The sequence below is a fragment of the Streptomyces sp. NPDC008163 genome (assembly GCF_042956885.1).
Lineage (GTDB): Bacteria > Actinomycetota > Actinomycetes > Streptomycetales > Streptomycetaceae > Streptomyces > Streptomyces drozdowiczii_A.
The window spans coordinates 993,339-1,019,190 of sequence record NZ_JBIBHG010000001.1; the positions used below are offsets into that span (position 1 = coordinate 993,339).

25 protein-coding genes and 1 riboswitch are annotated in these 25,852 nt (G+C 70.5%); of the genes, 17 read left to right on the forward strand and 8 right to left on the reverse strand.

The window, feature by feature from the left end:
- Positions 1 to 28: 28 nt before the first annotated feature.
- From ACFZAT_RS04665 to ACFZAT_RS04680, 4 genes are all read left to right on the forward strand, one after another.
- Positions 29 to 1,282: an Ig-like domain-containing protein gene (locus tag ACFZAT_RS04665; RefSeq protein WP_391259886.1), complete on the forward strand. Its 1,254-nt coding sequence runs from the start codon at positions 29 to 31 to the stop codon at positions 1,280 to 1,282.
- A 133-nt stretch (positions 1,283 to 1,415) separates the two neighbouring features.
- Entirely contained in the window at positions 1,416 to 2,183 is a 768-nt protein-coding gene (locus tag ACFZAT_RS04670; RefSeq protein ID WP_391259888.1) for an enoyl-CoA hydratase-related protein, read from the forward strand.
- 274 nt (positions 2,184 to 2,457) lie between these two features.
- A complete protein-coding gene (locus tag ACFZAT_RS04675; RefSeq protein ID WP_026171446.1) occupies positions 2,458 to 2,973 on the forward strand; it encodes an ATP-binding protein in 516 nt (171 codons plus the stop codon).
- A 417-nt stretch (positions 2,974 to 3,390) separates the two neighbouring features.
- Positions 3,391 to 3,606 (forward strand): EF-hand domain-containing protein, encoded by a 216-nt coding sequence (locus ACFZAT_RS04680; RefSeq protein ID WP_391259892.1) that lies wholly within the window; start codon positions 3,391 to 3,393, stop codon positions 3,604 to 3,606.
- A 187-nt stretch (positions 3,607 to 3,793) separates the two neighbouring features.
- On the opposite strand, the gene ACFZAT_RS04685 is transcribed toward ACFZAT_RS04680, so the two are convergent.
- From ACFZAT_RS04685 to gcvT, 6 genes are all read right to left on the reverse strand, one after another.
- Entirely contained in the window at positions 3,794 to 4,774 is a 981-nt protein-coding gene (locus tag ACFZAT_RS04685; protein WP_391260274.1) for a terpene synthase family protein, read from the reverse strand.
- A gap of 749 nt (positions 4,775 to 5,523) precedes the next feature.
- Entirely contained in the window at positions 5,524 to 7,230 is a 1,707-nt protein-coding gene (gene metG / locus ACFZAT_RS04690) for a methionine--tRNA ligase (protein WP_391259895.1), read from the reverse strand.
- A gap of 102 nt (positions 7,231 to 7,332) precedes the next feature.
- Complete coding sequence (locus ACFZAT_RS04695; protein WP_391259898.1) at positions 7,333 to 8,715, reverse strand: L-serine ammonia-lyase; 1,383 nt, start codon at positions 8,713 to 8,715, stop codon at positions 7,333 to 7,335.
- A 164-nt stretch (positions 8,716 to 8,879) separates the two neighbouring features.
- Positions 8,880 to 10,139, reverse strand: a complete 1,260-nt coding sequence (gene glyA, locus ACFZAT_RS04700; RefSeq protein WP_391259900.1) for a serine hydroxymethyltransferase — start codon at positions 10,137 to 10,139, stop codon at positions 8,880 to 8,882.
- A 19-nt stretch (positions 10,140 to 10,158) separates the two neighbouring features.
- Positions 10,159 to 10,536, reverse strand: a complete 378-nt coding sequence (gene gcvH / locus ACFZAT_RS04705; RefSeq protein ID WP_391259902.1) for a glycine cleavage system protein GcvH — start codon at positions 10,534 to 10,536, stop codon at positions 10,159 to 10,161.
- Between the two features lie 101 nt (positions 10,537 to 10,637).
- Entirely contained in the window at positions 10,638 to 11,753 is a 1,116-nt protein-coding gene (gcvT, locus tag ACFZAT_RS04710) for a glycine cleavage system aminomethyltransferase GcvT (protein WP_391259905.1), read from the reverse strand.
- Positions 11,754 to 11,897: 144 nt separating this feature from the next.
- Positions 11,898 to 11,991, reverse strand: a riboswitch (glycine riboswitch).
- Between the two features lie 184 nt (positions 11,992 to 12,175).
- Between gcvT and ACFZAT_RS04715 the strand changes: the two genes are divergently transcribed.
- From ACFZAT_RS04715 to ACFZAT_RS04760, 10 genes are all read left to right on the forward strand, one after another.
- Positions 12,176 to 12,859, forward strand: a complete 684-nt coding sequence (locus ACFZAT_RS04715) for an AAA family ATPase (RefSeq protein WP_391259908.1) — start codon at positions 12,176 to 12,178, stop codon at positions 12,857 to 12,859.
- Positions 12,860 to 12,984: 125 nt separating this feature from the next.
- Positions 12,985 to 13,755 carry an enhanced serine sensitivity protein SseB C-terminal domain-containing protein gene (locus ACFZAT_RS04720; protein WP_391259910.1) on the forward strand — a complete coding sequence of 257 codons (771 nt, stop codon included), beginning with the start codon at positions 12,985 to 12,987 and terminating at the stop codon, positions 13,753 to 13,755.
- Between the two features lie 114 nt (positions 13,756 to 13,869).
- Positions 13,870 to 14,637, forward strand: coding sequence for an enhanced serine sensitivity protein SseB C-terminal domain-containing protein (locus tag ACFZAT_RS04725; protein ID WP_391259913.1), 768 nt, complete (start codon positions 13,870 to 13,872; stop codon positions 14,635 to 14,637).
- Positions 14,638 to 14,934: 297 nt separating this feature from the next.
- The gene (locus ACFZAT_RS04730; RefSeq protein WP_391259916.1) at positions 14,935 to 15,927 is read left to right on the forward strand and encodes an ABC transporter permease subunit; all 993 of its coding nucleotides are present in this window, start codon (positions 14,935 to 14,937) and stop codon (positions 15,925 to 15,927) included.
- 44 nt (positions 15,928 to 15,971) lie between these two features.
- Positions 15,972 to 17,735 (forward strand): ABC transporter substrate-binding protein, encoded by a 1,764-nt coding sequence (locus ACFZAT_RS04735; protein WP_391259919.1) that lies wholly within the window; start codon positions 15,972 to 15,974, stop codon positions 17,733 to 17,735.
- A gap of 89 nt (positions 17,736 to 17,824) precedes the next feature.
- Positions 17,825 to 18,814 (forward strand): ABC transporter permease subunit, encoded by a 990-nt coding sequence (locus ACFZAT_RS04740; protein ID WP_391259922.1) that lies wholly within the window; start codon positions 17,825 to 17,827, stop codon positions 18,812 to 18,814.
- The gene (locus ACFZAT_RS04745) at positions 18,811 to 19,899 is read left to right on the forward strand and encodes an oligopeptide/dipeptide ABC transporter ATP-binding protein (RefSeq protein ID WP_391259924.1); all 1,089 of its coding nucleotides are present in this window, start codon (positions 18,811 to 18,813) and stop codon (positions 19,897 to 19,899) included. Before ACFZAT_RS04740 ends, ACFZAT_RS04745 begins: the two co-directional genes overlap by 4 nt.
- Positions 19,896 to 21,095 carry a dipeptide ABC transporter ATP-binding protein gene (locus ACFZAT_RS04750; RefSeq protein WP_391259925.1) on the forward strand — a complete coding sequence of 400 codons (1,200 nt, stop codon included), beginning with the start codon at positions 19,896 to 19,898 and terminating at the stop codon, positions 21,093 to 21,095. The genes ACFZAT_RS04745 and ACFZAT_RS04750 overlap by 4 nt, the downstream gene beginning before the upstream one ends.
- Positions 21,096 to 21,113: 18 nt before the next feature.
- Positions 21,114 to 21,773 (forward strand): TRIC cation channel family protein, encoded by a 660-nt coding sequence (locus ACFZAT_RS04755; protein WP_391259928.1) that lies wholly within the window; start codon positions 21,114 to 21,116, stop codon positions 21,771 to 21,773.
- Positions 21,774 to 21,831: 58 nt separating this feature from the next.
- Positions 21,832 to 22,668 carry an acyl-CoA thioesterase domain-containing protein gene (locus ACFZAT_RS04760; protein WP_391259931.1) on the forward strand — a complete coding sequence of 279 codons (837 nt, stop codon included), beginning with the start codon at positions 21,832 to 21,834 and terminating at the stop codon, positions 22,666 to 22,668.
- Positions 22,669 to 22,686: 18 nt separating this feature from the next.
- On the opposite strand, the gene ACFZAT_RS04765 is transcribed toward ACFZAT_RS04760, so the two are convergent.
- On the reverse strand, positions 22,687 to 23,322 hold the full coding sequence (locus ACFZAT_RS04765; RefSeq protein ID WP_391259934.1) for a TetR family transcriptional regulator: 636 nt from the start codon (positions 23,320 to 23,322) through the stop codon (positions 22,687 to 22,689).
- A 124-nt stretch (positions 23,323 to 23,446) separates the two neighbouring features.
- On the opposite strand from ACFZAT_RS04765, the gene ACFZAT_RS04770 reads away from it, so the two are divergent.
- From ACFZAT_RS04770 to ACFZAT_RS04780, 3 genes are all read left to right on the forward strand, one after another.
- Positions 23,447 to 23,599: a hypothetical protein gene (locus ACFZAT_RS04770; protein ID WP_391259937.1), complete on the forward strand. Its 153-nt coding sequence runs from the start codon at positions 23,447 to 23,449 to the stop codon at positions 23,597 to 23,599.
- Positions 23,596 to 23,865 carry a DUF4190 domain-containing protein gene (locus ACFZAT_RS04775; protein ID WP_391259939.1) on the forward strand — a complete coding sequence of 90 codons (270 nt, stop codon included), beginning with the start codon at positions 23,596 to 23,598 and terminating at the stop codon, positions 23,863 to 23,865. The genes ACFZAT_RS04770 and ACFZAT_RS04775 overlap by 4 nt, the downstream gene beginning before the upstream one ends.
- 87 nt (positions 23,866 to 23,952) lie before the next feature.
- A complete protein-coding gene (locus ACFZAT_RS04780; protein WP_391259942.1) occupies positions 23,953 to 25,122 on the forward strand; it encodes an aminotransferase class V-fold PLP-dependent enzyme in 1,170 nt (389 codons plus the stop codon).
- Here ACFZAT_RS04780 and ACFZAT_RS04785 read toward each other — a convergent pair.
- Positions 25,119 to 25,796, reverse strand: coding sequence for an N-acetylmuramoyl-L-alanine amidase (locus tag ACFZAT_RS04785; protein WP_391259945.1), 678 nt, complete (start codon positions 25,794 to 25,796; stop codon positions 25,119 to 25,121). The two genes, ACFZAT_RS04780 and ACFZAT_RS04785, sit on opposite strands and share 4 nt — an antisense overlap.
- Positions 25,797 to 25,852 lie beyond the last annotated feature (56 nt).

The following is a 25,852-nucleotide window of genomic DNA, read 5'->3' on the forward strand; positions in this document are numbered from 1 at the left end:
CCAGGCCGTGTGAGGGGAGACGACCACATTGAACGGGCAGCCGATATCGGGGACATCGGCCGGGACGGGCGGCAGGCGGCGGCTGCGGGGAGCCACCGGTCTGCCGGCCCTGGCGGTGGGTGCGCTGTTGCTTCTGGTGACGGCCTGCGGTGGGGGAGACGCCGACGCGGGGAGCGCGGACGGCAAGGCGGGCGGGGTCAAGGACCAGGACACCAGCGCCTCGCAGGCCGTGGTGACCGTGGCGCCCAAGGACGGGACCGACGACGTCGCGACGAGCGGTGCGCTGAAGATCACCGCCGCGCAGGGGAAGCTGACGGTCGTCAAGGTCTCGGACGCCAAGGGCGGCGAGGTCGAGGGGAAGATCGCGACGGACGGCGCCAGCTGGGTGCCCGACCAGCACCTGGCATCGGCGACCAAGTACAAGGTCCACGCGGTGGCCAAGGACGCCAAGGGCCGTGAGTCCGCGAAGGACACCTCCTTCACCACGCTCGTCCCCAAGAACACCTTCATCGGGCAGTACACCCCGGAGGACGGCTCGACGGTCGGCGTCGGCATGCCGGTCTCCATCCACTTCACGCGCGGCATCACCGACCCGGCGGCCGTCGAGAAGGCCATCAAGGTGACCGCCGAGCCGGCCGTCCCCGTCGAGGGCCACTGGTTCGGCAACGACCGCCTGGACTTCCGCCCCGAGCAGTACTGGGCCGCCGGCACCAAGGTGACCGTGCGGCTCAACCTCGACGGCGTCGAGGGCCGGCCCGGGGTCTACGGCAAGCAGGCCAAGACCGTCTCCTTCACCGTCGGCCGCAGCCAGGTCAGCACCGTCGACGCGAAGACGCACCGGATGAAGGTCGTCCGGGACGACAAGCAGATCAAGGACATCCCGATCTCGGCGGGCGCCCCGGCCACCACCACGTACAACGGCCAGATGGTCATCAGCGAGAAGCTGCGGGTGACCCGGATGAACGGCGACACCGTCGGCTTCGGCGGCGAGTACGACATCAAGGACGTGCCGCACGCGATGCGCCTGTCCACCTCGGGCACCTTCATCCACGGCAACTACTGGGGCGGCTCCGGGGTCTTCGGCAACGCCAACACCAGCCACGGCTGCGTCGGCCTCCAGGACGTGCGCGGCGGCGGCAGCTCCTCCACCCCGGCGGCCTGGTTCTTCAACAACTCGCTCATCGGCGACGTCGTCGTCGTGAAGAACTCCCACGACAAGACCATCAGCCCGGACAACGGCCTCAACGGCTGGAACATGAGCTGGTCGGAGTGGACCAAGTAGCTCCACCCCCCCTCACACCCCGGCGGGCCCGGCACCGAGATCCACGGTGCCGGGCCCGCCCGCGTCCGCCGTGACGCACGGCACCGCCCCCGGCCCGTACCGCCCGCGGTTAGCGTTGGTTAACCTGCACCCCATGACCGTAACCCTCGAAGTACGCGACGGCGTCGGCACCATCCGCCTGGACCGTCCGCCGATGAACGCCCTGGACGTGGCGACCCAGGACCGGCTGCGCGAGCTCGCCGAAGAGGCGTCCCGGCGCGACGACGTGCGCGCCGTGGTGCTCTACGGCGGCGAGAAGGTGTTCGCGGCGGGCGCGGACATCAAGGAGATGCAGGCGATGGACCACGCGGCCATGGTGCTGCGCTCCAAGGCCCTCCAGGACTCCTTCACCGCCGTCGCCCGCATCCCCAAGCCCGTCGTCGCGGCCGTCACCGGCTACGCGCTCGGCGGCGGCTGCGAACTGGCCCTCTGCGCGGACTTCCGCATCGCCGGGGACAACGCCAAGCTCGGCCAGCCGGAGATCCTGCTCGGCCTCATCCCGGGCGCCGGGGGCACCCAGCGGCTCGCCCGCCTGGTCGGCCCCGCCAAGGCCAAGGACCTCATCTTCACCGGCCGCCACGTCCGGGCGGACGAGGCCCTGACGATGGGGCTCGTGGACCGTGTGGTGCCCGCCGCCGAGGTGTACGAGCAGGCGCACGCCTGGGCGGCCGAGCTGGCCAAGGGCCCGGCGCTGGCGCTGCGCGCGGCCAAGGAGGCCGTCGACGCCGGACTGGAGACGGACATCGACACGGGCCTCACGATCGAACGGACGTGGTTCGCCGGTCTGTTCGCCACGGAGGACCGGGAGCGCGGGATGCGCAGCTTCGTGGAGGAGGGTCCGGGCAAGGCGAAATTCCTCTGACCGGGGGTTGGTTGAAGCCCCGACCGAACGCCGGTGGAGAACGGAAACCGGCGCGTTCATCCGTGCGGGCGGATTAGCAAAACCTTAAGGCAACCTTAAGAACCGTTGCGCGGGAGGTGCCGGAGAACCCGACCGGATGGATTGTTTTCGCAGGTCAGACGGGCTGTTTTCGATGGCGTAGTGCCCATGGCATATGCCGGACGGCCCTCGCGGAACGACTGATTACGGGTCGCGTATTCCCCCGGAACGGCCCCGGAAGGCCCGCTGTGCGGCCATGATGGTGTGCATGGCGGGCCTGGAGGGTGTGGAGCAGCCGCGACCGCGCAGCAGCGCGACAGCGGCACGGAGATTGCCGGCCGTCGAGGACGAACAGGCGTTCAAAGCGCTGGAGTTGTTCGGAAACCCGACGGAGGAAGAAGTCCGGCTGCCCTCCCGCCCGGAGTCCGCGGCCACGGCCCGCCGGCTCACCTCGTGCGTCGTCCTGCATCAGTGGGCGCTCTCCTCGCAGGCCGCCGAGCACGCCGTCCTGCTCGTCTCCGAGCTCGTCGGCAACGCCGTGCGGCACACCGGGGCCCGGGTCTTCGGGCTGCGCATGCTGCGCCGCCGGGGCTGGATCAGGATCGAGGTGCGCGACCCCTCGCGCGGGCTGCCGTGCCTCATGCCGGTCCGTGAGATGGACATCAGCGGCCGGGGCCTCATGCTCGTGGACAAGCTCTCCGACCGCTGGGGCGTGGACCTCTTACCCCGGGGCAAGACCACCTGGTTCGAGATGCGCATCTCCGACCGCTGACCCCGTTCCGCACGGCCGCCCCGGGCAGACAGAAGCCCCCGTGTCGGCCGTGGTGCGGCGCCTCGGGGGCTTCTGTGGGGGGACCGTGAAATGGGGGGTGTGTTCACGGCCGCTCATGACGACCTGGCCCGGGTCAATGGGGGTCGTGTCATCGACTATGACAGACGGAAGACTCCCCAGCCAAAGCCGCATACATCGCATTACCCGGCATTTATGGACATTTCATGGAGGAAACGCAGGTGTGTTGGGTCACTCGCCTGGAAATCCATGAATATTCATCGGTATCCGCGCATGATCCATTGATCGTCCACGATGTGGACCGCGCGCCCCGGACCGTCGACCCCCGCCGCGTCGTGGGCCGCCCGGGGCGCCCGATAATCTGACTCTCGTCAGACAGGCATACGAAGGGGCGGAACAGTGGCGGACATCGAGTCGGCGCGCAAGGCGTTCGAGCGGTACGACCTGAACGGCGACGGGCTGATCTCGGCCGCCGAGTACACGAGCGTCATGGCCCAGTTGGGTGACCCGTACGTCACCGAGCCGGTCGCGCAGGCCGTGATCAACTCCCACGACGCGAACGGCGACGGGCTCCTCACGTTCGACGAGTTCTGGGCCGCGCAGAACAAGGGCTGAGCAAAAGTCGCGCAGCGCAAGGGCTGATCCGGGACAGGCGCCGGGGCCGCTGGTTCCGGCCACCGGCGGCCTTCCCGGCCCCCGCGGCGGCGCGGGGGCCCGGCGCGACGAGAAAAGTCCGGAAATCGCCGACGCGGCCCCGCGCCCCGGTCCCGGCCCCCGTCCCGCCCGCCCCCGCTCCGGCCCGTCAGGCCGCGAAATTCCGGGACATCGAGCCGTCCTCCTCGATCTCCGTCAGCTCCGGACGGGTGTAGCGCTCGGCCCGGGCGTGGTAGTCGAAGTCCCCCCGTACGAGCCCCCGGTAGTCCTGGACACAGCGCTCCAGGGCGACGCGCGTCGGGCCCTCGATGCCCGCCGCCTCGATCTCCTGTACGAGTTCCTTCTCGGCGCGCTGGACCCGGTCGGCGATACGGCCGAGCAGAATTCCCGCCTCGTCCACCGCCTCCTGGAGCGAGCAGCCCCGGTCGCGCTGGAGCAGCCGCACGGTGTTGTGCTCGTATCCGAGCACCGCCTCCTTCTCGAACGAGCAGATGTCGTTGCAGAGCCCGGAATGGTCGGCCACCGCATTGCGCAGCGCGATATAGGCGGGCAGGCTCCGGGCGGATTCCGGGAGGTCGATTCCGGCGGTGATCTCGTGCAGATCCAGGAACGGCTGCATCGCCACGGAATCGCGGCGGTGCTTCACGAAGTCGGCGGTGCTCGGCACATGTCCCGCCGCCCGGTCCACGGCTTCCGCGTAGTACGTCCACAGCCACGCCGCCGTGTCCCGCCGGAACTGCCGCACCCAGTGCGCCGGGCGGTCCACGCAGGTCCGGGCGAGCAGCTCGTCCAGCGCGTGCTCCATGCGGCCGACGGGCGCCCGCATCCCGTCCAGGACGTCCACCAGACGCCCGATCGCGCTCTCGCACAGCCGGGGGTCGCGTCCGGCCGGGCCGTCGTCGAACTCGTCGTCCACCAGGAAGGCCCAGAAGAGCCACTGACAGAACAGGTCCAGATGTTTCTGCGAGGCCCGGGGAAATATCAGCGAGATCCAGAGCTCCGGGCGGGTTCTGATCATTTTCTTCACGGCCACGGGTGACAGGACGAGTTCACTGGCCTCCGCCCATTCCCAGGCGGCCTTCTTCGTCTTCTCAACTCCCGGATGACATCCCGCACTTTCGAACGGCATGTGGAATTCGGGAAGCGCGATCTTGCTCATGGTGCACCTCGTCGTGACGATAAGAACAGGGCAGGGGGATGCGCGAGACGGATACGCGCACAAGGAACGCGCGACGACGAATGGCGGACGTTCCCGGGGTCGTGCGGCAGCGGCCCGTACCGGCGCGGCGGGAGTGCGGTGGGATCACGGGCCGGCCGCGACGACGCCCGCCGCGACGACGCCCGCCGCGCCGGCGCTCCGGCGTGGGCGCGGCAGGCGGTCGTCGCGGGAAACCCGGCCGGCCGCTCCGGACGGCCGTGCGCGGCCCGCACGGCCGGATCACGCCGTGGGCGTGCCGGGGGGAGGGGCGGCTGGCATGACTGTCCTCTTTCCTCCGCGCGGACCGGGCGGCCGGAGCCTGGCCCGGGGCAGCGCGCCGCCTGACGTGCGCGGCGGTCGCGTCACCACTCGTCACGTCCAGTGAACTCCCCGCGAGCAGAGGAGGGAAGGAGCAGGTGACCGAAAATGTGTGATCGACATGAACTCCTGCGCGGTTGTGAGCAGTTGGCTTACTCCTGGGCCGCCCGCGCGTCGGGCGGCCAGGGAGCCGTCCGGCTGATTCGGTGAGCGCCCCTTCGAGCCGGTCAGTTGCAGCCGGAGCCCGCCGGGAGCGGCGGCGGGTCGAAGAGCCGGGCCGGAACGGACTCGGCGAGGGCCCGGGAACGCGAAGTCGCCCGGCCGGGAGGACCCGGCCGGGCGACGACGTACGACTGCGAGGGCTACTGGGCGCCGAAGCGCGAGCGCCACGCTTCCAGGTCCTCGTCGGTGATCTTGGCGAAGAGCACCGGCGGCACCGTGAACGCGGTCCCGGCCGGTACGGACGCCAGGGCGCGGGCCTCGTCGGCGCTCACCCACGTCGCCGTGTCGTCCGCCAGGGCGAACGCCTCGCGCATGGCCCGCGCGGACGACGGGATGAACGGCTCCGAGACGACCGCGTACAGGTGGATCAGGTTCATCGCGGTGCGCAGGGTGAGCGCGGCGCCGTCCTGGTCGGTCTTGATCTCCAGCCAGGGGGCTTTCTCCTCCAGGTAGGAGTTGCCCGCACTCCACAGCGCGCGCAGGGCCTGGGCCGCCTTGCGGAACTGGAGCGCCTCCATGTGGCCCTCGTACTCCGCGAGCAGCCGCGCGATCTCCTCGCCCAGCTTCCGCTCGGCCTCCCCGGCCTCCTTGCCCGCCGGGACCTCGTCACCGAACCGCTTGCGCGAGAAGGACAGCACCCGGTTCACGAAGTTGCCGAGGGTGTCGGCCAGGTCCTTGTTGACCGAGGTGGCGAACAGCTCCCAGGTGAACGACGTGTCGTCCGACTCGGGGGCCTGCGCCATCAGGAAGTAGCGCCAGTAGTCCGCGGGCAGCAGCTCCAGGGCCGTGTCGGAGAAGATGCCGCGCTGCTGCGACGTCGAGAACTTGCCGCCGTAGTAGTTCAGCCAGTTGAACGCCTTGACGTGGTCGACCCGCTTGACCGGCTCCCGGGTGCCGATCTGCATCGCCGGGAACATCACCGTGTGGAACGGGACGTTGTCCTTGGCCATGAACTGCGTGTACCGGACGTCGGACGCCTCGTACCACCAGGACTTCCAGTCCCGGGTCTCCGGCTCCTGGTCCGCCCACTCCTTCGTCGCCCCGAGGTACTCGACGGGGGCGTCGAACCAGACGTAGAAGACCTTGCCCTCGGCCGCCAGCTCCGGCCAGGTGTCGGCCGGGACCGGCACGCCCCACTCCAGGTCACGGGTGATCGACCGGTCGTGCAGGCCCTCGGTGAGCCACTTGCGAGCGATGGAGGAGGCCAGGTGCGGCCACTCGTCGCTGGTCTCGTCGATCCACGCCTCGACCTCGCCGGACAGCTTCGACTGGAGGAGGAAGAGGTGCTTGGTCTCCCGGACCTCCAGCTCGCTGCTGCCGCTGATCGCGGAGCGCGGCTCGATCAGGTCCGTCGGGTCCAGCACGCGGGTGCAGTTCTCGCACTGGTCGCCGCGCGCCTTGTCGTACCCGCAGTGCGGGCACGTACCGACGATGTAGCGGTCCGGCAGGAAGCGGTCGTCGGCGATCGAGAAGACCTGGCGGATCGCCCGCTCCTCGATGAAGCCGTTCTCGTGCAGCTTGCGGGCGAAGTGCTGGGTGATGTCGCGGTTCTCGGCGGAGGAGCTGCGCCCGAAGTAGTCGAACGCGAGCCCGAACCCGTCGTAGACCGCCTTCTGCGCGTCGTGCTGCTGCGCGCAGAACTCGGCGACCGGCAGCCCGGCCGCCTTCGCGGCCAGCTCCGCCGGGGTGCCGTGCTCGTCGGTGGCGCAGATGTACAGCGCCTCCTCGCCCCGCTGGCGCAGATACCGCGTATAGACGTCCGCCGGGAGCATCGACCCGACCAGGTTCCCCAGGTGCTTGATCCCATTGATGTAGGGAAGCGCGCTGGTGATCAGGTGTCGAGTCATCGTCGGATGCTCCCAGTTTCTAAGGTGCCGGTGCCTCTGTCGCAGGCCGTTTTGCATCCTATCGAACCGGGGACACCCCCCTTTACCGGATTTCCGGGACCCTCAGCACTCGATGATGTTCACCGCGAGACCGCCCCGGGCCGTCTCCTTGTACTTGACGCTCATGTCGGCGCCGGTCTCCTTCATCGTCTTGATGACCTTGTCGAGGGAGACCTTGTGGCTGCCGTCGCCGCGCAGCGCCATCTTCGCCGCCGTGACCGCCTTCACCGCGGCCATGCCGTTGCGCTCGATGCAGGGGATCTGGACGAGGCCGCCGACCGGGTCGCAGGTCAGGCCCAGGTTGTGCTCCATGCCGATCTCGGCGGCGTTCTCCACCTGCTCCGGGCTGCCGCCCAGGACCTCGGCGAGGGCGCCGGCGGCCATCGAGCAGGCGGAGCCGACCTCGCCCTGGCAGCCGACCTCGGCGCCGGAGATGGAGGCGTTCTCCTTGAACAGCATGCCGATGGCGCCCGCGGCCAGCAGGAAGCGGACGATGCCGTCCTCCTTCTCGGCCTCCGTGCAGCCGCCCGCGGCGAAGTTCATCCAGTAGTGCAGGACGGCCGGGATGATGCCGGCCGCGCCGTTCGTCGGGGCGGTGACCACGCGGCCGCCCGCCGCGTTCTCCTCGTTGACCGCCATCGCGTACAGGGTGATCCACTCCATGGCGTGCGCCTGGGGATCGCCCTCCGCGCGCAGCTGGCGGGCGGTCTTCGCGGCGCGGCGGTGCACCCGCAGGCCGCCGGGGAGGACGCCCTCGCGGGACATGCCGCGCGAGACGCACGCCTGCATGGCGCGCCAGATGTCCAGGAGCCCGGAGCGGATCTCCTCCTCGGTGCGCCAGGCGCGCTCGTTCTCCAGCATCAGCGAGGAGATCGAAAGCCCGGTCTCGCGGGCGAGGCGCAGCAGCTCGTCGCCGGTGCGGAAGGGGTACTTCAGGACCGTGTCGTCGAGCACGATCCGGTCCTCGCCCACGGCGTCCTCGTCCACGACGAAGCCGCCGCCGACCGAGTAGTACGTCTTCTCCAGGAGCGGGGCGCCCTCGGCGTCGTACGCGAAGACGGTCATGCCGTTGGCGTGGTACGGGAGCGCCTTGCGGCGGTGCAGGACCAGCTGCTCGTCCGCGTCGAAGTCGATCTCGTGCATCCCGAGCAGGTTGATCCGGCCGGTGGAGCGGATCGCCTCGACCCGCTCGTCGGCCGTTTCCACGTCGACGGTGCGCGGGGACTCGCCCTCCAGACCGAGCAGGACCGCCTTCGGGGTGCCGTGGCCGTGGCCGGTGGCGCCGAGGGAACCGTACAGCTCGGCGCGGACCGAGGCGGTGTGGGCGAGCAGGCCCTCGTTCTTCAGCCGGCGCGCGAACATACGGGCCGCGCGCATGGGGCCGACCGTATGGGAGCTGGACGGGCCGATGCCGATCGAGAACAGGTCGAAGACCGAGATGGCCACGGGGAACTCCTCAGGGTTGGTAGACGCCGTTGTCTGCCGGGTGGTGCGGTACGGGCGGGACGGCCCGGAGTGCATGAGACAAAGCGGGGGACAAGGGACGGGGCACCGCGCCCACTGTTCAGTGTGCGGGTGCCCCTCCCGGAGGCGCGAATGCGCCGGACCGGCTACTTCAGGCCGGGGTACAGCGGGAACTTCTCGGCGAGCTTCGCGACCCGGGCCTTCAGGTCGTCCGCGTCGTAGGACGGCTTGAGGGCCGAGGCGATGATCTCGGCGACCTCGGTGAAGTCCTCGGCGCCGAAGCCGCGGGTGGCCAGGGCCGGGGTGCCGATCCGCAGGCCGGAGGTGACCATCGGCGGGCGCGGGTCGTTGGGGATGGCGTTCCGGTTGACCGTGATGCCGATCTCGTGGAGCCGGTCCTCGGCCTGCTGGCCGTCCAGCTCGGAGTTGCGCAGGTCCACCAGGACCAGGTGCACATCGGTGCCGCCGGACAGGACGGAGACGCCGACCTCGGTGACGTCGGGCTGGACCAGGCGCTCGGCCAGGATGCGGGCGCCCTCCAGGGTGCGCTGCTGGCGCTCCTTGAACTCCTCGCCCGCCGCGACCTTGAACGAGACCGCCTTGGCCGCGATCACGTGCTCCAGCGGACCGCCCTGCTGACCCGGGAAGACCGCCGAGTTGATCTTCTTGGCGAGCTCCTGGGTGGAGAGGATCACACCGCCGCGCGGACCGCCGAGGGTCTTGTGCGTGGTGGTGGTGACGACGTGGGCGTGCGGCACCGGGTTGGGGTGCAGGCCCGCGGCGACCAGACCGGCGAAGTGCGCCATGTCGACCATCAGGTACGCGCCGACCTCGTCCGCGATGCGGCGGAAGGCGGCGAAGTCCAGCTGGCGCGGGTACGCGGACCAGCCGGCGACGATCAGCTGCGGCTTGGCCTCCTTGGCCAGGCGCTCCACCTCGGCCATGTCCACGACACCGGTGTCGTCGACGTGGTACGGGACCACGTTGTAGAGCTTGCCGGAGAAGTTGATCTTCATGCCGTGGGTCAGGTGACCGCCGTGCGCCAGGTTCAGGCCCATGATCGTGTCGCCCGGCTTCAGCAGCGCGAACATCGCGGCGGCGTTCGCCTGCGCACCGGAGTGCGGCTGGACGTTCGCGGCCTCGGCGCCGAAGAGCGCCTTGATCCGGTCGATCGCGATCTGCTCGACGACGTCGACGTGCTCACAGCCGCCGTAGTAGCGGCGGCCGGGGTAGCCCTCGGCGTACTTGTTGGTCAGGACGGAGCCCTGTGCCTCCATGACGGCGACCGGAGCGAAGTTCTCCGAGGCGATCATTTCGAGCGTGGACTGCTGGCGCAGGAGCTCGGCGTCGACGGCGGCGGCGACGTCCGGGTCCAGCTCGTGGAGGGAGGAGTTGAGAAGCGACATCAGGTGGTCCCTTGGGGTCTCAGTTGCCGGAGAACTCGGTGTACTCGTCGGCGGAGAGCAGGTCCTTCGGCTCCTCCGCGACGCGTACCTTGAACAGCCAGCCGCCTTCGAACGGAGCGGAGTTGACCAGCGACGGGTCGTCCACGACGGCCTGGTTGGACTCCGTGATCTCACCGGTCACCGGGGAGTACAGGTCGCTGACCGACTTGGTCGACTCCAGCTCGCCGCAGGTCTCGCCCGCGGTCACCGCGTCACCGACCTCGGGGAGCTGCGCGTAGACGACGTCACCGAGCGCGTTGGCCGCGTGCTCGGTGATGCCGACCGTGGCCACACCGTCCTCGGCGGGCGACAGCCACTCGTGCTCCTTGCTGTACCGCAGCTGCTGGGGGTTGCTCATGGTCTGAATTCTCCTGTACGCGGGGAGTGCGGATGAACGATGGTCTTACGGTGTGAGACGGGACCGCGTCACGTATGCGGCACCGGCCGGGTCCTACGGTTCTACTTCTTGCGCTTGTAGAAGGGGAGCGCCACGACCTCGTACGGCTCGTGGCTGCCTCGGATCTCCACCGCGACTCCGGCGGTGCCCGGCTCGGCGTGCGCCGCGTCGACGTACGCCATGGCGACCGGCTTCCCCAGCGTGGGGGAGGGGGCCCCGGAGGTGACCTCGCCGATGACCCGGCCGTCCGCGACGACCGGGAAGCCGGCGCGCGGCACCCGGCGGCCCTCGGCGAGCAGGCCGACGAGCTTGCGCGGCGGGGCGGTCGCGGCGCGCTCCGCGGCGGCCTCCAGCGCCTTGCGGCCGACGAAGTCGCCGTCCTTCTCGAACTTCACGACCCGGCCGAGCCCGGCGTCGAACGGGGTCAGCGAGGTCGTGAGCTCGTGCCCGTACAGCGGCATGCCCGCCTCCAGGCGCAGCGTGTCACGGCAGGACAGGCCGCACGGGATCAGGCCGTGCGCGGCGCCCGCGTCGGTGAGCGCCTGCCACAGCTGCTCGGCGTGGCCGGGCGCGACGAACAGCTCGAAGCCGTCCTCGCCGGTGTAGCCGGTACGGGCGATCAGCGCGGGCACCCCGGCGACCACCCCGGGCAGCCCGGCGTAGTACTTCAGGCCGTCCAGATCGGCGTCGGTCACGGCCGCGAGGATCGCCGGGGACTCGGGACCCTGGACGGCGAGCAGCGCGTAGGCGTCGCGGTCGTCGCGGACCTCGGCGTCGAAGCCGGCGGCGCGCTCGGTCAGCGTGTCCAGGACGAGCTGGGCGTTGCCGGCGTTGGCGACGACCATGTACTCCGTGTCCTGGAGGCGGTAGACGATCAGGTCGTCCAGGATGCCGCCGTCCTCGGCGCAGATCATCGTGTAGCGGGCCCGGCCGGTGGAGACCGTGCCGATGTTGCCGACCAGCGCGTAGTTCAGCAGGTCCACGGCCTGCGGGCCGGTGACCGTGATCTCGCCCATGTGGGACAGGTCGAAGAGGCCCGCCTTCGTGCGGACGGCGTTGTGCTCGTCGCGCTCGCTGGCGTAGCGCAGCGGCATGTCCCAGCCCGCGAAGTCGGTCATGGTGGCGCCCAGCGAACGATGCAGCGCATCGAGGGCAGTGAGACGAGGGGTGCTGCTCATGAAACGGGCTCCCAGGGCATGACGACGGTGAGGACGATCCCTCCCCATCTGTCATCGGAACCTGAGAGGTTCGCCGAGAGACCCCACCGGGGTTCGGCTTGCACCTTGGGTGGAGCCGCCGGGCGGCTCGCTTTTCAGATCTGCCTCATCCACGCGGTACGGGGCCTGAGAGATTCAAGGGAGGATCTTGCTCCTTCGGCGCCCGGCACGGTGACCGGGACTCTCCCGCGCGGATTCAAGCGGCCTGTATGCAGTTGGCGGGGTCATCATCGCACGCATTCCGGGGGAGTGGGGCGCCGGGACCGGTGGAGCCCGTCACGCTTCCGCGGCGGGTCGGACGGTTGCCTCGCATTACCTTTTCTTTACACTTCAGGGGTAGGTATCGGTCCTGCACGCGTCGGCCGTACGGCCAGGGGGAGGCGATGACGTTGCGCTACGCCACGACCGCGGGAACCACGAGCACCACGCTGCCCGCGCAGTCCGGCTCACCGCCCCGGCAGGCGGTGGGCACCCATCCGCCCGTCGTCCGCGACCTGCGCGGCCGGTCCGGGCGCGGCCCGCGCGCCCTCCGCTTCGCCGCCGGGGACGTGGTGGTGGTCTCCGGGCTCCCCGGCAGCGGCAAGTCGACGCTGATCTCCCGCACCGCACCGGCGCACGCGGTCGACTCCCAGGACACCCGCGACCGCTGGGCCCGCCGGCTGCCCGGCTTACTCCCGTACGTCCTCTACCGCCCGCTCGTCCGCCTCGCCCACTACTGGGGGCTGCGGCGGGTGCTGCGCTCCGGCGCCTCGGCCGTCGTCCACGACTGCGGTACGCAGAGCTGGGTCCGCACCCTGCTCGCCCGCCATGCCCGGCGCCGGGGCACCGGCCTGCATCTGGTCCTGCTCGACGTCTCCGCCCGGACCGCGCGCGAGGGGCAGCGCGAGCGCGGCCGGGGCGTCTCCGCGTACGCCTTCGCCCGGCACCGCAGAGCCGTGCGGCGGCTGCTGCGCGACACCGAGGCCGGACTGCTGCCGCACGGCTGCGCCTCGGCGGTGCTGCTCGACCGCGAGGCGGCCGGGGCCCTTACCCGCATCACGTTCGCAGACGCACAGACCGACGGCTGAAAACGGACCGTCCAACGGCTGGACGGTAGCCGGGAACGAGTGTTTTCCGGGCGGCCCCGGGGAGCGACGGAGGACCACCGAGGCCGTACCCTCTTGCTGCACGGCAACGGGGCGAGAGGGAAGCAGTGGACATTCCGGCACAGACCGGGAGCCTGCCGCAGGGCGGCTGGCCGGCCAATGAACTCGAAGAGGTGCTGGGCGCCTCGCTCGGCACGCCGGAGGCGGGCGGCCGCCTGCTGGAGGTGCTCGGCCGCAGCCACGTCTGGGTCCCCCTTCCCAACGGCGGCGGGCCCGCCGCCGGTGAGCTGGACCTGCCGGCGATGGAGATCGACGGCGCCGCCTACGTCCCCGTCTACAGCTCCGAGCACCAGTTCCTCAGCTGCGTCGGGGCGCAGATGTCCTTCACCATCGCCCCGGCCGCCGAGTTCGCCCGCGGACTGCCCCCGCAGCTGGGCATCGCCGTCAACCCGGGCGGCGCGGTCGGCCTGCCGCTGCCCCCGCCCGCCGTCGCCGAACTGTGCCGGGCCGGGCGCACCCCGCTCGACGGCCCGGCGACCGGGGGCCGGGTCCGGCTGTACGAGCCGGACTGGAAGGAGGAGCCCGTCGACTTCCTGGCCGCCGCCGCCGGCGAGTTCCAGGAGAGCGGCGTCGTCCGCACCGCCCGCCGGGTCCTGGCCAGCATCGAGGGCGACGACCCGGTGCTCTTCGTCGGCGTCGAGTTCTCCACCTGGGACGGCGCCGGACAGAGCGCCCCGATGGACGCCCTGGGCCGGGCGCTGGGTCGCGTCGCGGTGCCGTGGCCGGTCAACCTCGTCCTCCTCGACGTGGCGCAGGACCCGGTCGCCGACTGGATGCGCGAGCGGGTGCGGCCCTTCTACACGCGCGCCCCGGAGTGACGGGGGGCGGCCGCCGCGTCAAGCCGGTGACAGCGCGGCCGCATAAGCTGGTTTGATGGCCGAAGGCCGATGCCCGGTGGCCGAAGCAGAGGATCAACGAGGGGCGGGACCAGGGTGAGTGCGTCAGGCACCGCGGCGGCCGGTCAGGTCGAGCACATGCTGCGACAGGTCGCGCCCGGCCGCTACGACGCTTACGAGGCGCTGCTCCAGGCCCTCGCGGCCGGCCGGGTCTGGATGCTCCTCTGGCACGGCCGCCCCGGCGCCCCCGACGCCCAGTACGGGAACATGGAGGTCGAAGGCCTCGGCTACGCCCCCTGCGTCACCTCCCCCCAGGAGCTCACCGCCAGCGGCTGGAGCCGGGACCACGAGGTCGTCGCCGGGCTGGACGTCGCGCGCGCCCTCTACCCCGACCGCTGGGGCGTCTGGCTCAATCCGCACGCCCCGGGCGGCGGCGTCGGAATCCCCTGGCTGGACCTGCGCCGCATCGCGACCGGCCTCGACCGGATGCCCGCCGGGCCGCTGCGGATCAGCGAACCCGCCGTCGACATCCCGCAGTTCTACGCCCAGCTCACGCAGAACGCCCACCACACCCCCGCGATCCGCTCGCTGCGCCGCGCCTGGGTGCAGCCCGCGCTGGGCGTCCCGTACCTCGCCGTCGGTCTCGACCTGTACGACACGAGCAGGCCGTCCGTCGACGCGGTGCGCGCGATGATGCGCCAGTCGGTCGGCGCCGTCCCCGAGGGGCTGCCGGTCTCCACGGTCGCGATGTCCGACGAGTACGACCCGGTCGCGATGTGGCTGCGCGCCAACTCCCGGCCCTTCTACGACCGCGAGGCGCACGCCGCGCCCGGTTACGGCTACCCGCAGAGCCCCGCGTACTGACCCCGTTTGCTGATCCCGCGTCAGGTTCCCGGCATATCGGGGGCATTGCGGGCACTTCGGCGTTCGCGTGCGAAGTGTTCGTAATCGCCGTTTTGTGACCGGGAGGCCCGATTGCCGAGTCCGGCTGTTCGGATATCGGTTGCATTCTGACGTCATCACGTTTGAGCAAACATTCCCCGCCAGGTCTGGCGGGTGTGCGCGAACTGGCTGAAGACTCCCACGCAACTAGCTATGTACGAGCCGCTACCGCGGCGGTCACGGGCCGGCCACCGCCGGTCGAGAGGGGTCTCCAGCGCAATGACGGCACCTATCGAGACCACCAGGGCGGATACGCAGCCCGAAGCGGTGCTGGAAGGCGCGGGCCGCAAGGAGATCGAGGGCCGTTCGCTCGGCCGCATCGCCTGGACCCGGTTCAAGCGGGACAAGGCCGCGATGGCCGGTGGCATCGTTGTCGTCCTGCTGATCCTGACCGCGGTGCTGTCCAAGCCGCTCCAGTCGCTGCTGGGGCTCGACCCCAACGCGTTCAACCAGAGCCTGGTCGACCCCGTCATGCTGGCCCCCAAGGGCAGCTTGGGCGGGATCAGCTGGGACCACCCGTTCGGTGTCGAACCGCAGACCGGCCGCGACATCTTCGCGCGCATCCTCGAAGGCTCCTGGGTCTCGCTGGTCGTCGCCGTCGGCTCCACCCTGCTCTCCGTCGCCATCGGCGTCGTCATGGGTGTCGTGGCCGGGTTCTACGGCGGCTGGGTGGACAGCCTGATCAGCCGGCTGATGGACACCTTCCTCGCCTTTCCGCTGCTGCTCTTCGCGATCTCCATCTCCGCGTCCCTCCAGGGCAACGCCTTCGGAATGGAAGGGCTCACGCTGCGGATCGCGGTCCTGATCTTCGTGATCGGCTTCTTCAGCTGGCCCTACATCGGGCGCATCGTGCGCGCGCAGACGCTGTCGCTCCGCGAGCGCGAGTTCGTCGAGGCCGCCCGTTCGCTGGGCGCACGCGGTCCGTTCATCCTCTTCCGCGAACTGCTGCCCAACCTGGTCGCGCCGATCCTCGTGTACGCGACCCTGCTGATCCCCACGAACATCCTCTTCGAGGCGGCCCTGTCCTTCCTGGGCGTCGGCATCGCCCCGCCGCAGGCTTCCTGGGGCGGCATGCTCACGCAGGCGGTCGACCTCTACGAGGTGGACCCGATGTTCATGGTCATTCCCGGCATGGCGATCTTCATCACCGTGCTGGCCTTCAACCTGCTGGGGGACGGGCTGCGTGACGCACTCGACCCTCGTGGCAAGTAATCGCGGCAGTGCCGCACAGGACTAGCGAGGGGGCTTTCCTCAGCATGCAGAACAAGAAGACAGCGGCGCTCATAGCCGTCGCCATCGCGGTGTCGCTCGCCGCCACGGGGTGCAGCAAGGACTCCGACGGAGGCAGCGGCAAGGGCGGCGGCGGTGGCAACGCCAAGGCCGACGCCGGCCTGACGAGCATCGTCAACGCCAGCGACAAGAAGGGCGGGACGGTCACTTACGAGCACTCCAGTGGCCCGGACTCCCTGGACCCCGGCAACACGTACTACGGCTGGGTGCAGAACTTCTCCCGCCTGTACGCCCGTTCGCTGGTGACCTTCCAGCCGGCCGCCGGCAAGGACAGCCTGAAGGTCGTCCCCGACCTCGCCACCGGTCTCGGCAAGGCGAGCGCGGACGCGAAGACCTGGACGTACACGCTGCGTAAGGGCGTGAAGTTCGAGGACGGCTCCGAGATCACCTCGCAGGACGTCAAGTACGCCGTGGAGCGCTCCAACTTCGCGCCCGAGGCCCTGTCCAACGGCCCGACGTACTTCAAGGCCTACCTCGAGGGCGGCGACAAGTACAAGGGTCCGTACAAGGACAAGTCCACCGCGGGTCTGAAGTCCATCGAGACCCCGGACAAGTACACGATCGTCTTCCACCTCAACAAGCCGTTCGCGGACATGGACTACCTGGCCGCGTTCTCGCAGACCGCGCCGGTCCAGCAGAAGGCCGACACGGGCGCCAGCTACGTCCAGAAGATGGTCTCCTCGGGCCCCTACAAGTTCTCGAAGTACGACGAGAGCAAGGGCGCGACCCTGGTCCGCAACCCGGAGTGGGACCCGAAGTCGGACCCGATCCGCAAGGCGCTGCCGGACCGGATCGAGCTGAAGTTCAACGTCAACCCCACCACGGTCGACGAGCACCTGCTCAACGACGAGACCACCGCGGACATCGCGGGCACGGGTCTGCAGTCCAAGACCCAGCCCAAGGTCCTGGTCAAGGCGTCGGAGAAGGCGAAGACGGACAACCCGTACGCCGGCGCCCTGCAGTACCTCGCGCTGAACGTCAACGTGAAGCCGTTCGACAACATCGAGTGCCGCAAGGCCGTCCAGTACGCGGTCGACAAGCAGAGCATGATCGACTCGATCGGCGGCCCGGTCAAGGGCGACCCGGCGAGCACGGTCATCCCCCCGACCGTCGCCGGCTACAAGAAGTTCGACCTGTACCCGACCGAGGGCAGCAAGGGCGACGCGGCCAAGGCCAAGGAGCACCTGGCCAAGTGCGGTCACCCGGACGGCTTCAAGACCACGCTGACGGCCCGTTCGGACCGTCCTGACGAGGTCACCGCCGCCACCCAGCTCCAGAACAGCCTGAAGGCCATCGGCGTCACCGCCGAGATCAAGCAGTTCCCGGCGGACAAGTACTTCACCGACTTCGCCGGTGTCCCGGCCTGGGTCCACAAGAACAACGCGGGCATGATGATGATGGCCTGGGGCGCCGACTGGCCGACCGGCTTCGGCTTCCTCGACCAGATCGTCAACGGCTCGGCCATCAAGCCCTCCGGCGGCACCAACCTGATGGAGCTGAACGACAAGGGGATCAACGAACTCCTCGTCAAGGGCATCGGGACCGTCGACACCACGCAGCGCAACGCCACGTGGGGCGAGGTCGACCAGAAGGTCATGGAGAACGCCTCGGTCGTTCCCCTCTTCTACCGCAAGAACCTGCTGTACCGCCCGGCCTCCGCGGCGAACGTCACCGTCACCGACGCGTACCTCGGCATGTACGACTACGTGCTCATGTCGTCCAGCAAGTAGCGCCTGTTCATCAAAAGCATCCCCTGAAAGGCAGGTGAAGGCGCCGGGCGGCGGGGTTTCCCGCCCCACCCGCCCGGCGCCGCACGGCTGTGGCTGCGTATATCATCCGACGCGTATTCGCCGCGGTGTTGCTGCTGCTGGTGGTCAGCGCAGTCACGTTCGCGATCTTCTTCCTGGTGCCCCGCCTCGGCGGGCAGACCCTCGACTCCATGGCCGCCCAGTACGTGGGGAAGAGCCCGGACCCCGACGTCATCGCCGCGGTCAAGAAGAACCTGGGGCTCGACCAGCCCCTGTACCTCCAGTACTGGCACTTCGTGAAGGGCATCGTGGTCGGCGCCCAGTACCAGTTCGGCCCCGACCCCGTCACGTGCAACGCCCCGTGCTTCGGCTACTCGTTCAAGACGCACACCGAGATCTGGCCGCAGCTCGTGGACCGGGTCCCGGTCACGCTCTCGCTGGCCGTCGGTGCCGCCGTCATCTGGGTGATCTCCGGTGTCGCGATCGGCGTCGTCTCCGCGCTGAAGCGGGGCTCGCTCTTCGACCGCCTCTCCATGGGCGTCGCCCTCGCCGGCGTCTCCCTCCCGATGTTCTTCACCGGCCTGGTGGTCCTGGCGCTCTTCGGCAACGGGGAGTACGTGCCCATCACCGAGGACCCGGTCGCCTGGGCGGGCAGCCTGGTCCTGCCCTGGTGCACCCTCGCCCTGCTGTACTCCGCGCTCTACGCCCGGCTCACCCGGGCCGGGATGCTGGAGACCATGAGCGAGGACTACATCCGGACCGCGCGCGCCAAGGGCCTCCAGGAACGCAAGGTGGTCGTCAAGCACGGGCTGCGGTCCGCGCTCACCCCGCTGGTCACCATCTTCGGCATGGACTTCGCGCTGCTCCTCGGCGGCGCGGTCATCACCGAACGCGTCTTCTCCTTCCAGGGGCTGGGCGCCTTCGCGATCCAGGGCGTGACCACCGCCGACCTGCCCAAGGTGATGGGCGTGACCCTGGTCGCGGCCTTCTTCATCGTCATCTGCAACCTGCTGGTGGACCTCGTGTACGCCGCGATCGACCCCCGGGTGAGGCTCTCATGAGCGGCGCGACCAAGAAGGACTCCCAGACGGCAGAGAGCGTCCCGGCCCCCCGCCCGGGCGACGGCCGGCCGTTCCTCTCCGTACGCGACCTCCAGGTCCACTTCGACACCGACGACGGCCTGGTCAAGTCCGTGGACGGCGTCAGCTTCGACCTGGAGGCAGGCAAGACCCTCGGCATCGTCGGCGAGTCGGGCTCCGGCAAGTCCGTGACCTCGCTGGGGGTCATGGGCCTGCACACCTCGGAGCGGGCCCGGATCGGCGGCGAGATCTGGCTCGACGGCGAGGAGCTGATCGGCTCGGGCGCCGAGCGCGTCCGGAGGCTGCGCGGCCAGAAGATGGCCATGATCTTCCAGGACCCGCTGTCCGCCCTGCACCCGTACTACACGATCGGCGCGCAGATCGTGGAGGCCCACCGGGTCCACCACAAGGTCGACAAGAAGGCCGCCAAGAAGCGGGCCGTCGAGATGCTCGACCGGGTCGGCATCCCTGAGCCGCACCGCCGGTTCGACGACTATCCGCACCAGTTCTCCGGCGGCATGCGCCAGCGCGCGATGATCGCGATGGCCCTGGTCAACAACCCGCAGCTGCTCATCGCCGACGAGCCGACGACCGCCCTCGACGTCACCGTCCAGGCGCAGATCCTGGACCTGATCCGGGATCTGCAGAAGGAGTTCGGCTCGGCGGTCATCATGATCACCCACGACCTGGGTGTCGTCGCCGAGATCGCGGACGAGATCCTCGTGATGTACGCGGGACGGTGCGTGGAGCGCGGCTCCGCCGAGAAGGTGTTCTACGAGCCCCAGCACCCGTACACCTGGGGTCTGCTCGGCTCGATGCCGCGGATCGACCGGGAGCAGACCGAGCGGCTGATCCCCGTCAAGGGCTCGCCGCCCAGTCTCATCAACGTCCCCTCGGGCTGCGCCTTCCACCCGCGCTGCCCGTACGCCGACGTCCCGCCCGACAACATCACCCGCACCGAGCGTCCGGAGCTGCGGCAGGTCGGCGACGGGCACTTCTCCGCGTGCCACATGTCGCCCGAGCAGCGCGACCGGATCTGGACCGAAGAGATTGCGCCGAAGCTGTGACTGAGCTGAACAAGAAGACTCCCGCGCCCGCCGCGGCCGGGTCGGACGGGTCCGGCCCCGAACCGCTCCTCAAGGTGGACGGCCTGGTCAAGCACTTCCCGATCACCAAGGGCGTGCTGAAGCGCAAGGTCGGCGCGGTCCAGGCGGTCGACGGCCTCACCTTCGACGTGCGCCCCGGGGAGACCCTGGGCGTCGTCGGCGAGTCGGGCTGCGGCAAGTCGACCATGGGGCGGCTGGTGACCCGGCTCCTCGAACCGACCGGCGGCAAGGTCGAGTTCCAGGGCCGCGACATCACCCACCTGTCCGCCGGACGGCTGCGGCCGATGCGGCGCGACATCCAGATGATCTTCCAGGACCCGTACGGCTCGCTGAACCCGCGCCACACGGTCGGCGGGATCGTCTCCACGCCCTTCCGGCTCCAGGGCGTCAAGCCCGAGGGCGGGGTGAAGGCGGAGGTCCAGCGGCTGCTGGAGCTGGTCGGGCTCAACCCCGAGCACTACAACCGCTATCCGCACGAGTTCTCCGGCGGCCAGCGTCAGCGCATCGGCATCGCCCGCGCGCTCGCCCTCAAGCCGAAGCTGGTCGTCGCGGACGAGCCGGTCTCCGCGCTGGACGTGTCGATCCAGGCGCAGGTGGTGAACCTGCTGGACGACCTCCAGGACGAGCTCGGGCTCACCTACATGATCATCGCGCACGACCTGTCGGTGATCCGCCACGTCTCGGACCGGATCGCGGTCATGTACCTCGGCAAGATCGTCGAGCTGGCGGACCGCAAGTCGCTGTACGAGGCGCCGATGCACCCGTACACCAAGGCGCTGATGTCCGCGGTGCCCGTGCCGGACCCGCGCCGGCGCGGTGCCAAGAGCGACCGCATCCTGCTCAAGGGCGATGTGCCGTCGCCGATCTCGCCGCCCGCCGGCTGCCGTTTCCACACCCGGTGCTGGAAGGCGACGAAGGTCTGCGGGACGACCGAGCCGCCGCTGCTCCAGATGAAGACCGGGCACCAGGTGGCCTGCCACCACCCGGAGAACGGCGAGGACCAGGTGCCGGGCGACGCCCCGCTGGTCGCGGACGTCATCACGGTCCGGCAGGCGCCCGCGAAGGAGCCCGTGAAGGAGTCCGCGGCCGAGGCGCCCGAGGAGCCCGCGAAGGCCGCCGAACCCGCCGAACCCGCCCCGGACGGTACGAAGGAGTAGTACGGGCACAATTGCCCGGTGCTCAACGAACTGTTCACGCCCTCCGTCCAGCACGCGCTCGACATCGTGGGGATCTTCGTCTTCGCGATCTCGGGCGCCCTGCTCGCCGTACGCAAGAACTTCGATGTCTTCGGCATCGCGGTGCTCGCCGAGGTGACCGCGCTGGGCGGAGGGCTCTTCCGTGACCTGATCATCGGGGCGGTGCCACCCGCCGCCTTCACGGATCTGGGGTACTTCACCACCCCGCTGCTCGCCGCGGGCCTGGTCTTCTTCCTCCATCCGCACGTGGAGCGCATCCAGGTCGGCGTGAACGTGTTCGACGCGGCCGGTCTCGGCCTCTTCTGCGTCACCGGCACGGTGAAGGCGTACGACTACGGGCTCGGCCTCACCGCGTCGGCGGCGCTCGGCCTGGCCACGGCGGTCGGCGGCGGTGTGCTGCGGGACGTCCTGGCCAACGAGGTGCCGTCGCTGCTGCGCTGGGACCGCGACCTGTACGCGGTGCCCGCCATGGTGGGCGCCGCCATGACCGTGCTCTGCATCCGCTTCGACGCGCTCAACGCCCTGACCAGCGGCGCGGCCGTGATCACCGCGTTCGTGCTGCGGCTGCTCGCGCTCCGCTTCCACTGGCGGGCCCCGCGCGCCTACAACCGGCGCTCGGCGCGGGCGGACGAGGGGTGAGCTACTCGGGAGCACAAAAAGCTACCGCTCAGTAATACAATCGGTGTACGGTGCGACCATGGCACAGGCAACCATCGGGGACAGCGAGTTCGACCGGGACACCGCGGTCACCCTGCGCGAAGAGGGCGTCTACGACGCGGAGCTCTCGGCGGGCTGGACGATCATCCACGCCGTCAACGGCGGATACCTGCTGGCGATGCTGGGCCGCGCGCTCGGCGAGGCCCTGCCGCACGCGGACCCGTTCTCCGTCTCCGCGCACTACCTCACCGCCTCCGTGCCCGGCCCGGCGGTGATCCGGACCCAGGCCGTCCGGACCGGCCGCACCCTCTCCACCGGTCAGGCGTCGCTCTTCCAGTACGCCGAGGACGGCACCGAGGTCGAGCGCATCCGCGTCCTCGCCACCTACGGCGACCTGGACGCGCTCACCGACGACATCCGCACCGCCGCGAAGCCGCCGGCCATCCCGCCGCGCGAGCACTGCCTCGGTCCCGGCGACGGACCGGCGCCGATCCCGGGCAGCTCCGCGATCACCGACCGGCTCGACATCAAGCTGGACCCGGCGACCATCGGCTGGGCGATCGGACAGCCCTCCGGCAAGGGCGAGATGCGCGGCTGGTTCGGTCTGGCGGACGGCCGCGACCCCGACGCGCTCTCGCTGCTGCTCACCGTGGACGCCCTGCCCCCGACCTCGTTCGAGCTGGGGCTCAAGGGCTGGACCCCCACCATCGAGCTCACCACGCACATCCGCTGCCGCCCCGCCCCGGGCCCGCTCCGCGTCTCCATCACCACCCGCAATCTGGCGGGCGGCTTCCTGGAGGAGGACGCGGACGTCTGGGACAGCGCCGACCGTCTGGTCGCCCAGTCCCGCCAGCTCGCCCGCGCCCCGCGCGACTGACCCTCCCGGGCCCCCTTCTCAGGCGCCCTGGGCCGGTTCGTCGAGCCAGTGCAGGGCGCCGAGTGCGATGAGCCGCAACCGGCGCCCCGCCGTGCGGGCCACCCGCTCGTCGTCCGCCGGGCCCGCGTCCAGCAGGGCCGACGCGGTGATCACCATGTGGTCCACATAGAGGCCGCCCAGCATCAACAGGTCCTCCTCGGCCCAGCCCCCGGAGCCCGGCTCCGCCGCGAGGGCCGCCGCCACCTCCTCGGCGAACAGCCGCAGCTGCGCCGCGATGGCCTCGCGGACCGGGCCGACCCCGCCGTGCTGCTCCCGCGCGATGAAGCGGAAGTGCGCGGGCTGCTCCCGTACGTGACGCCGTATCAGCTCCACGCTGCGGTCGAGCCGGACCTCGCTGTCGCCCGTCTCCGCGAGTATCGCGCCGATCATGCCGTGCAGGCTGCCCAGGGTCTGTTCGACCAGGGCCACGCCGAGTGCGGGCACGCTCTCGAAGTGCCGGTAGAAGGCCGTGGGCGTGATGCCGGCCGCCCGGGTCACCTCGCGCAGCCCGAGGCTGCTCAGGCTCTGCTCCGCCAGCAGCCCGAGGGCGGCGTCCAGGAGCGCCTGGCGCGTCTTCAGCTTCTGGTTCTGGCGGACCCCGGCGATGTGACTCATGCCATTCAGTAAACAACTGTTCTCCGGAGCGGGGAAGGGGTGAGCAGGTTTAGACTCAAGAGTCAGTGAACAGTCGTACTCTGAATGCTCCTGGCGCACGCCATCCGCACACGAAAGGCCGAACATGATCGTCCTTGTCGCCGCCCTGCTCCTGCTGGGGATCGCACTGGGAGCGGTGGCCCAGATCCCGCTTCCGCTGTCGCTCGCCCTCGGCGCCCTCATCGGCTGCTGGCTGCTGGTCTTCGCCGTACGCGAGCGGGCGCGGGGTTCCCGGTGAGCGCCCCCGTGCAAGCCGCCCCGCGCTCCCGCCGGGACGCCGACGGGCTCGCCGTCGCCTCGTTCGTGCTGGGCCTCGTCGGGCTGCTGGTGATGAACATCCTGCTGGGTCCCGCCGCCATCGTGATGGCGATCGTGGCCCTGGCCCGCGCCACGAACCGGCGCGGCCGCGCCTTCCTCGGCCTCGCGCTCGGCGTCGCCGACCTGCTGGTCCTCGCCTTCCTGGTCACCGGAAACGGCGTCGTCGCCTGGAACTTCGGCGGCTGACCCGCACCGCCGCACAGGGTGCGCGGGCCCCGGGACCCCATGCGCCCGCCGTACGCCCCACCGGGGGCTCGTAGAATCGAGCCCACCATGGCTTACCTCGACCACGCCGCGACCACGCCGATGCTTCCCGAGGCGATCGCGGCGATGACCGCGCAGCTCGCCGTCACGGGCAACGCGTCCTCACTCCACGCCGCCGGGCGCCGGGCCCGCCGTACCGTCGAGGAGTCCCGGGAATCCCTCGCCGACGCCCTCGGCGCACGCCCCAGCGAGGTGGTCTTCACCTCGGGCGGCACCGAATCGGACAACCTCGCGGTGAAGGGCCTGTACTGGGCCCGCCGCGACGCCGACCCGCGCCGCACCCGGGTCCTCGCCAGCCCCGTCGAACACCACGCCGTCCTCGACGCGGTCGACTGGCTGGCCGCCCACGAGGGCGCGACCGTCGAATACCTCCCCGTCGACCGCTACGGGCGCGTCCACCCCGAGGCGCTGCGCGAGGCCGTCCTGCGCGACCCCGACGACATCGCGCTGATCACCGTGATGTGGGCCAACAACGAGATCGGCACGATCCTGCCGGTACGCGAACTGGCCGAGGTGGCACGCGAGTTCGAGATCCCCATGCACGCCGACGCAGTCCAGGCGTTCGGCCAGCTCGACGTGGACTTCGGCGCCTCCGGGCTCGCCGCGATGACCGTCAGCGCGCACAAGATCGGCGGGCCCACCGGGGTCGGCGCGCTGCTGCTCGGTCGCGAGTACACCCCGGTGCCCGTGCTGCACGGCGGCGGGCAGGAGCGCCATGTGCGCTCCGGCACCCTCGACGTGCCGGGCATCGCCTCCTTCGCCGTCGCCGGAAGGATCGCCGCCGACCGGCGCGAGGACTTCGCCCGGGAGACCGGCGCGCTCCGCGACGAGCTGGCCGCCGCCGTCCTGGCGGAGGTCCCCGACGCCCTGCTCGGCGGCGACCCGGCCCCGGGCGGCCGCCTGCCGGCCAACGCGCACTTCACCTTCCCCGGCTGCGAGGGCGACTCGCTCCTGCTGCTGCTGGACGCCCAGGGCATCGAATGCTCCACCGGCTCCGCCTGCACCGCCGGGATCGCCCAGCCCAGCCATGTGCTGCTCGCCACGGGCACCGATCCGGACCTGGCCCGGGGCACCCTGCGCTTCTCGCTCGGCCACACCTCGACCAAGCAGGACGTCCAGGACGTGGCCCGGGCGATCGGCCCCGCGGTGGAAAGAGCGCGCTCGGCTGGGCTCAGCTAGTCCTCCCCGTTACCCGATGTGGCCGCGCGCCGGACCAGCTCCATGTAGCGGTCCCAGTCCCAGCCGCGGCCCGGGTCCGTGTGGTCGGCGCCCGGCACCTCGACGTGCCCGATGATGTGCTCCCGGTCCACCGGGATGCCGTACCGCCCGCATATCGCCGCGGTGAGCTTCGCCGACGCCCCGTACATCGCGGCGGTGAAGTCCTGCGGGCGCTCCACGAAGCCCTCGTGCTCGATGCCCACACTGCGTTCGTTGTACGAGCGGTTGCCCGCGTGGAACGCCACGTCCAGCTCGCGGATCATCTGCGTCACGTGCCCGTCCTTGCCCACCACGTAATGGGCCGCGGCCTGGTGCCCGGGGTCCTGGAAGGCGCGGACCGCACTGCCGAGGCTGCCCTGGGTGACATGGACGATCACCCGGTCGATGCCGTAGTCGTCGGGGCGGTCGGCCCGCCGCCAGTTCGCCTCCGAGGCCGCCACCCACCGCGCCCCCGCGTAATCCACCGCACCCGCGGTACGCGGCTTCTCCACGCCGGGCAGCCGCCACCAGGCACGCTTCAGCGGCTCCCGCGCCAGCGCCGCCGTGCCCACGGCCGTGACGGCGCCGCCGATCAGCACCGAGCGCCGGCTGATCCCGGTCCCGGTGCCGCCGCCGTCCGTCCCCTTGGTCCCCATGCGACGGACAACGCTTATCCGCGGGCTTTCGGTTCCCGCCCCCACGTACCCTGGTG

What these genes read in the sequence shown, in the direction of transcription:
- ACFZAT_RS04670 (WP_391259888.1), top strand. Translation starts at nt 1,416, where the DNA reads ATGACCGTAACCCTCGAAGTACGCGACGGCGTCGGCACCATCCGCCTG.
- ACFZAT_RS04675 (WP_026171446.1), top strand. Translation starts at nt 2,458, where the DNA reads ATGATGGTGTGCATGGCGGGCCTGGAGGGTGTGGAGCAGCCGCGACCG.
- ACFZAT_RS04685 (WP_391260274.1), bottom strand. Translation starts at nt 4,774, where the DNA reads ATGCCGTTCGAAAGTGCGGGATGTCATCCGGGAGTTGAGAAGACGAAG.
- metG (WP_391259895.1), bottom strand. Translation starts at nt 7,230, where the DNA reads ATGACTCGACACCTGATCACCAGCGCGCTTCCCTACATCAATGGGATC.
- glyA (WP_391259900.1), bottom strand. Translation starts at nt 10,139, where the DNA reads ATGTCGCTTCTCAACTCCTCCCTCCACGAGCTGGACCCGGACGTCGCC.
- gcvH (WP_391259902.1), bottom strand. Translation starts at nt 10,536, where the DNA reads ATGAGCAACCCCCAGCAGCTGCGGTACAGCAAGGAGCACGAGTGGCTG.
- gcvT (WP_391259905.1), bottom strand. Translation starts at nt 11,753, where the DNA reads ATGAGCAGCACCCCTCGTCTCACTGCCCTCGATGCGCTGCATCGTTCG.
- ACFZAT_RS04715 (WP_391259908.1), top strand. Translation starts at nt 12,176, where the DNA reads ATGACGTTGCGCTACGCCACGACCGCGGGAACCACGAGCACCACGCTG.
- ACFZAT_RS04730 (WP_391259916.1), top strand. Translation starts at nt 14,935, where the DNA reads ATGACGGCACCTATCGAGACCACCAGGGCGGATACGCAGCCCGAAGCG.
- ACFZAT_RS04735 (WP_391259919.1), top strand. Translation starts at nt 15,972, where the DNA reads ATGCAGAACAAGAAGACAGCGGCGCTCATAGCCGTCGCCATCGCGGTG.
- ACFZAT_RS04745 (WP_391259924.1), top strand. Translation starts at nt 18,811, where the DNA reads ATGAGCGGCGCGACCAAGAAGGACTCCCAGACGGCAGAGAGCGTCCCG.
- ACFZAT_RS04760 (WP_391259931.1), top strand. Translation starts at nt 21,832, where the DNA reads ATGGCACAGGCAACCATCGGGGACAGCGAGTTCGACCGGGACACCGCG.
- ACFZAT_RS04765 (WP_391259934.1), bottom strand. Translation starts at nt 23,322, where the DNA reads ATGAGTCACATCGCCGGGGTCCGCCAGAACCAGAAGCTGAAGACGCGC.
- ACFZAT_RS04770 (WP_391259937.1), top strand. Translation starts at nt 23,447, where the DNA reads ATGATCGTCCTTGTCGCCGCCCTGCTCCTGCTGGGGATCGCACTGGGA.
- ACFZAT_RS04780 (WP_391259942.1), top strand. Translation starts at nt 23,953, where the DNA reads ATGGCTTACCTCGACCACGCCGCGACCACGCCGATGCTTCCCGAGGCG.
- ACFZAT_RS04785 (WP_391259945.1), bottom strand. Translation starts at nt 25,796, where the DNA reads ATGGGGACCAAGGGGACGGACGGCGGCGGCACCGGGACCGGGATCAGC.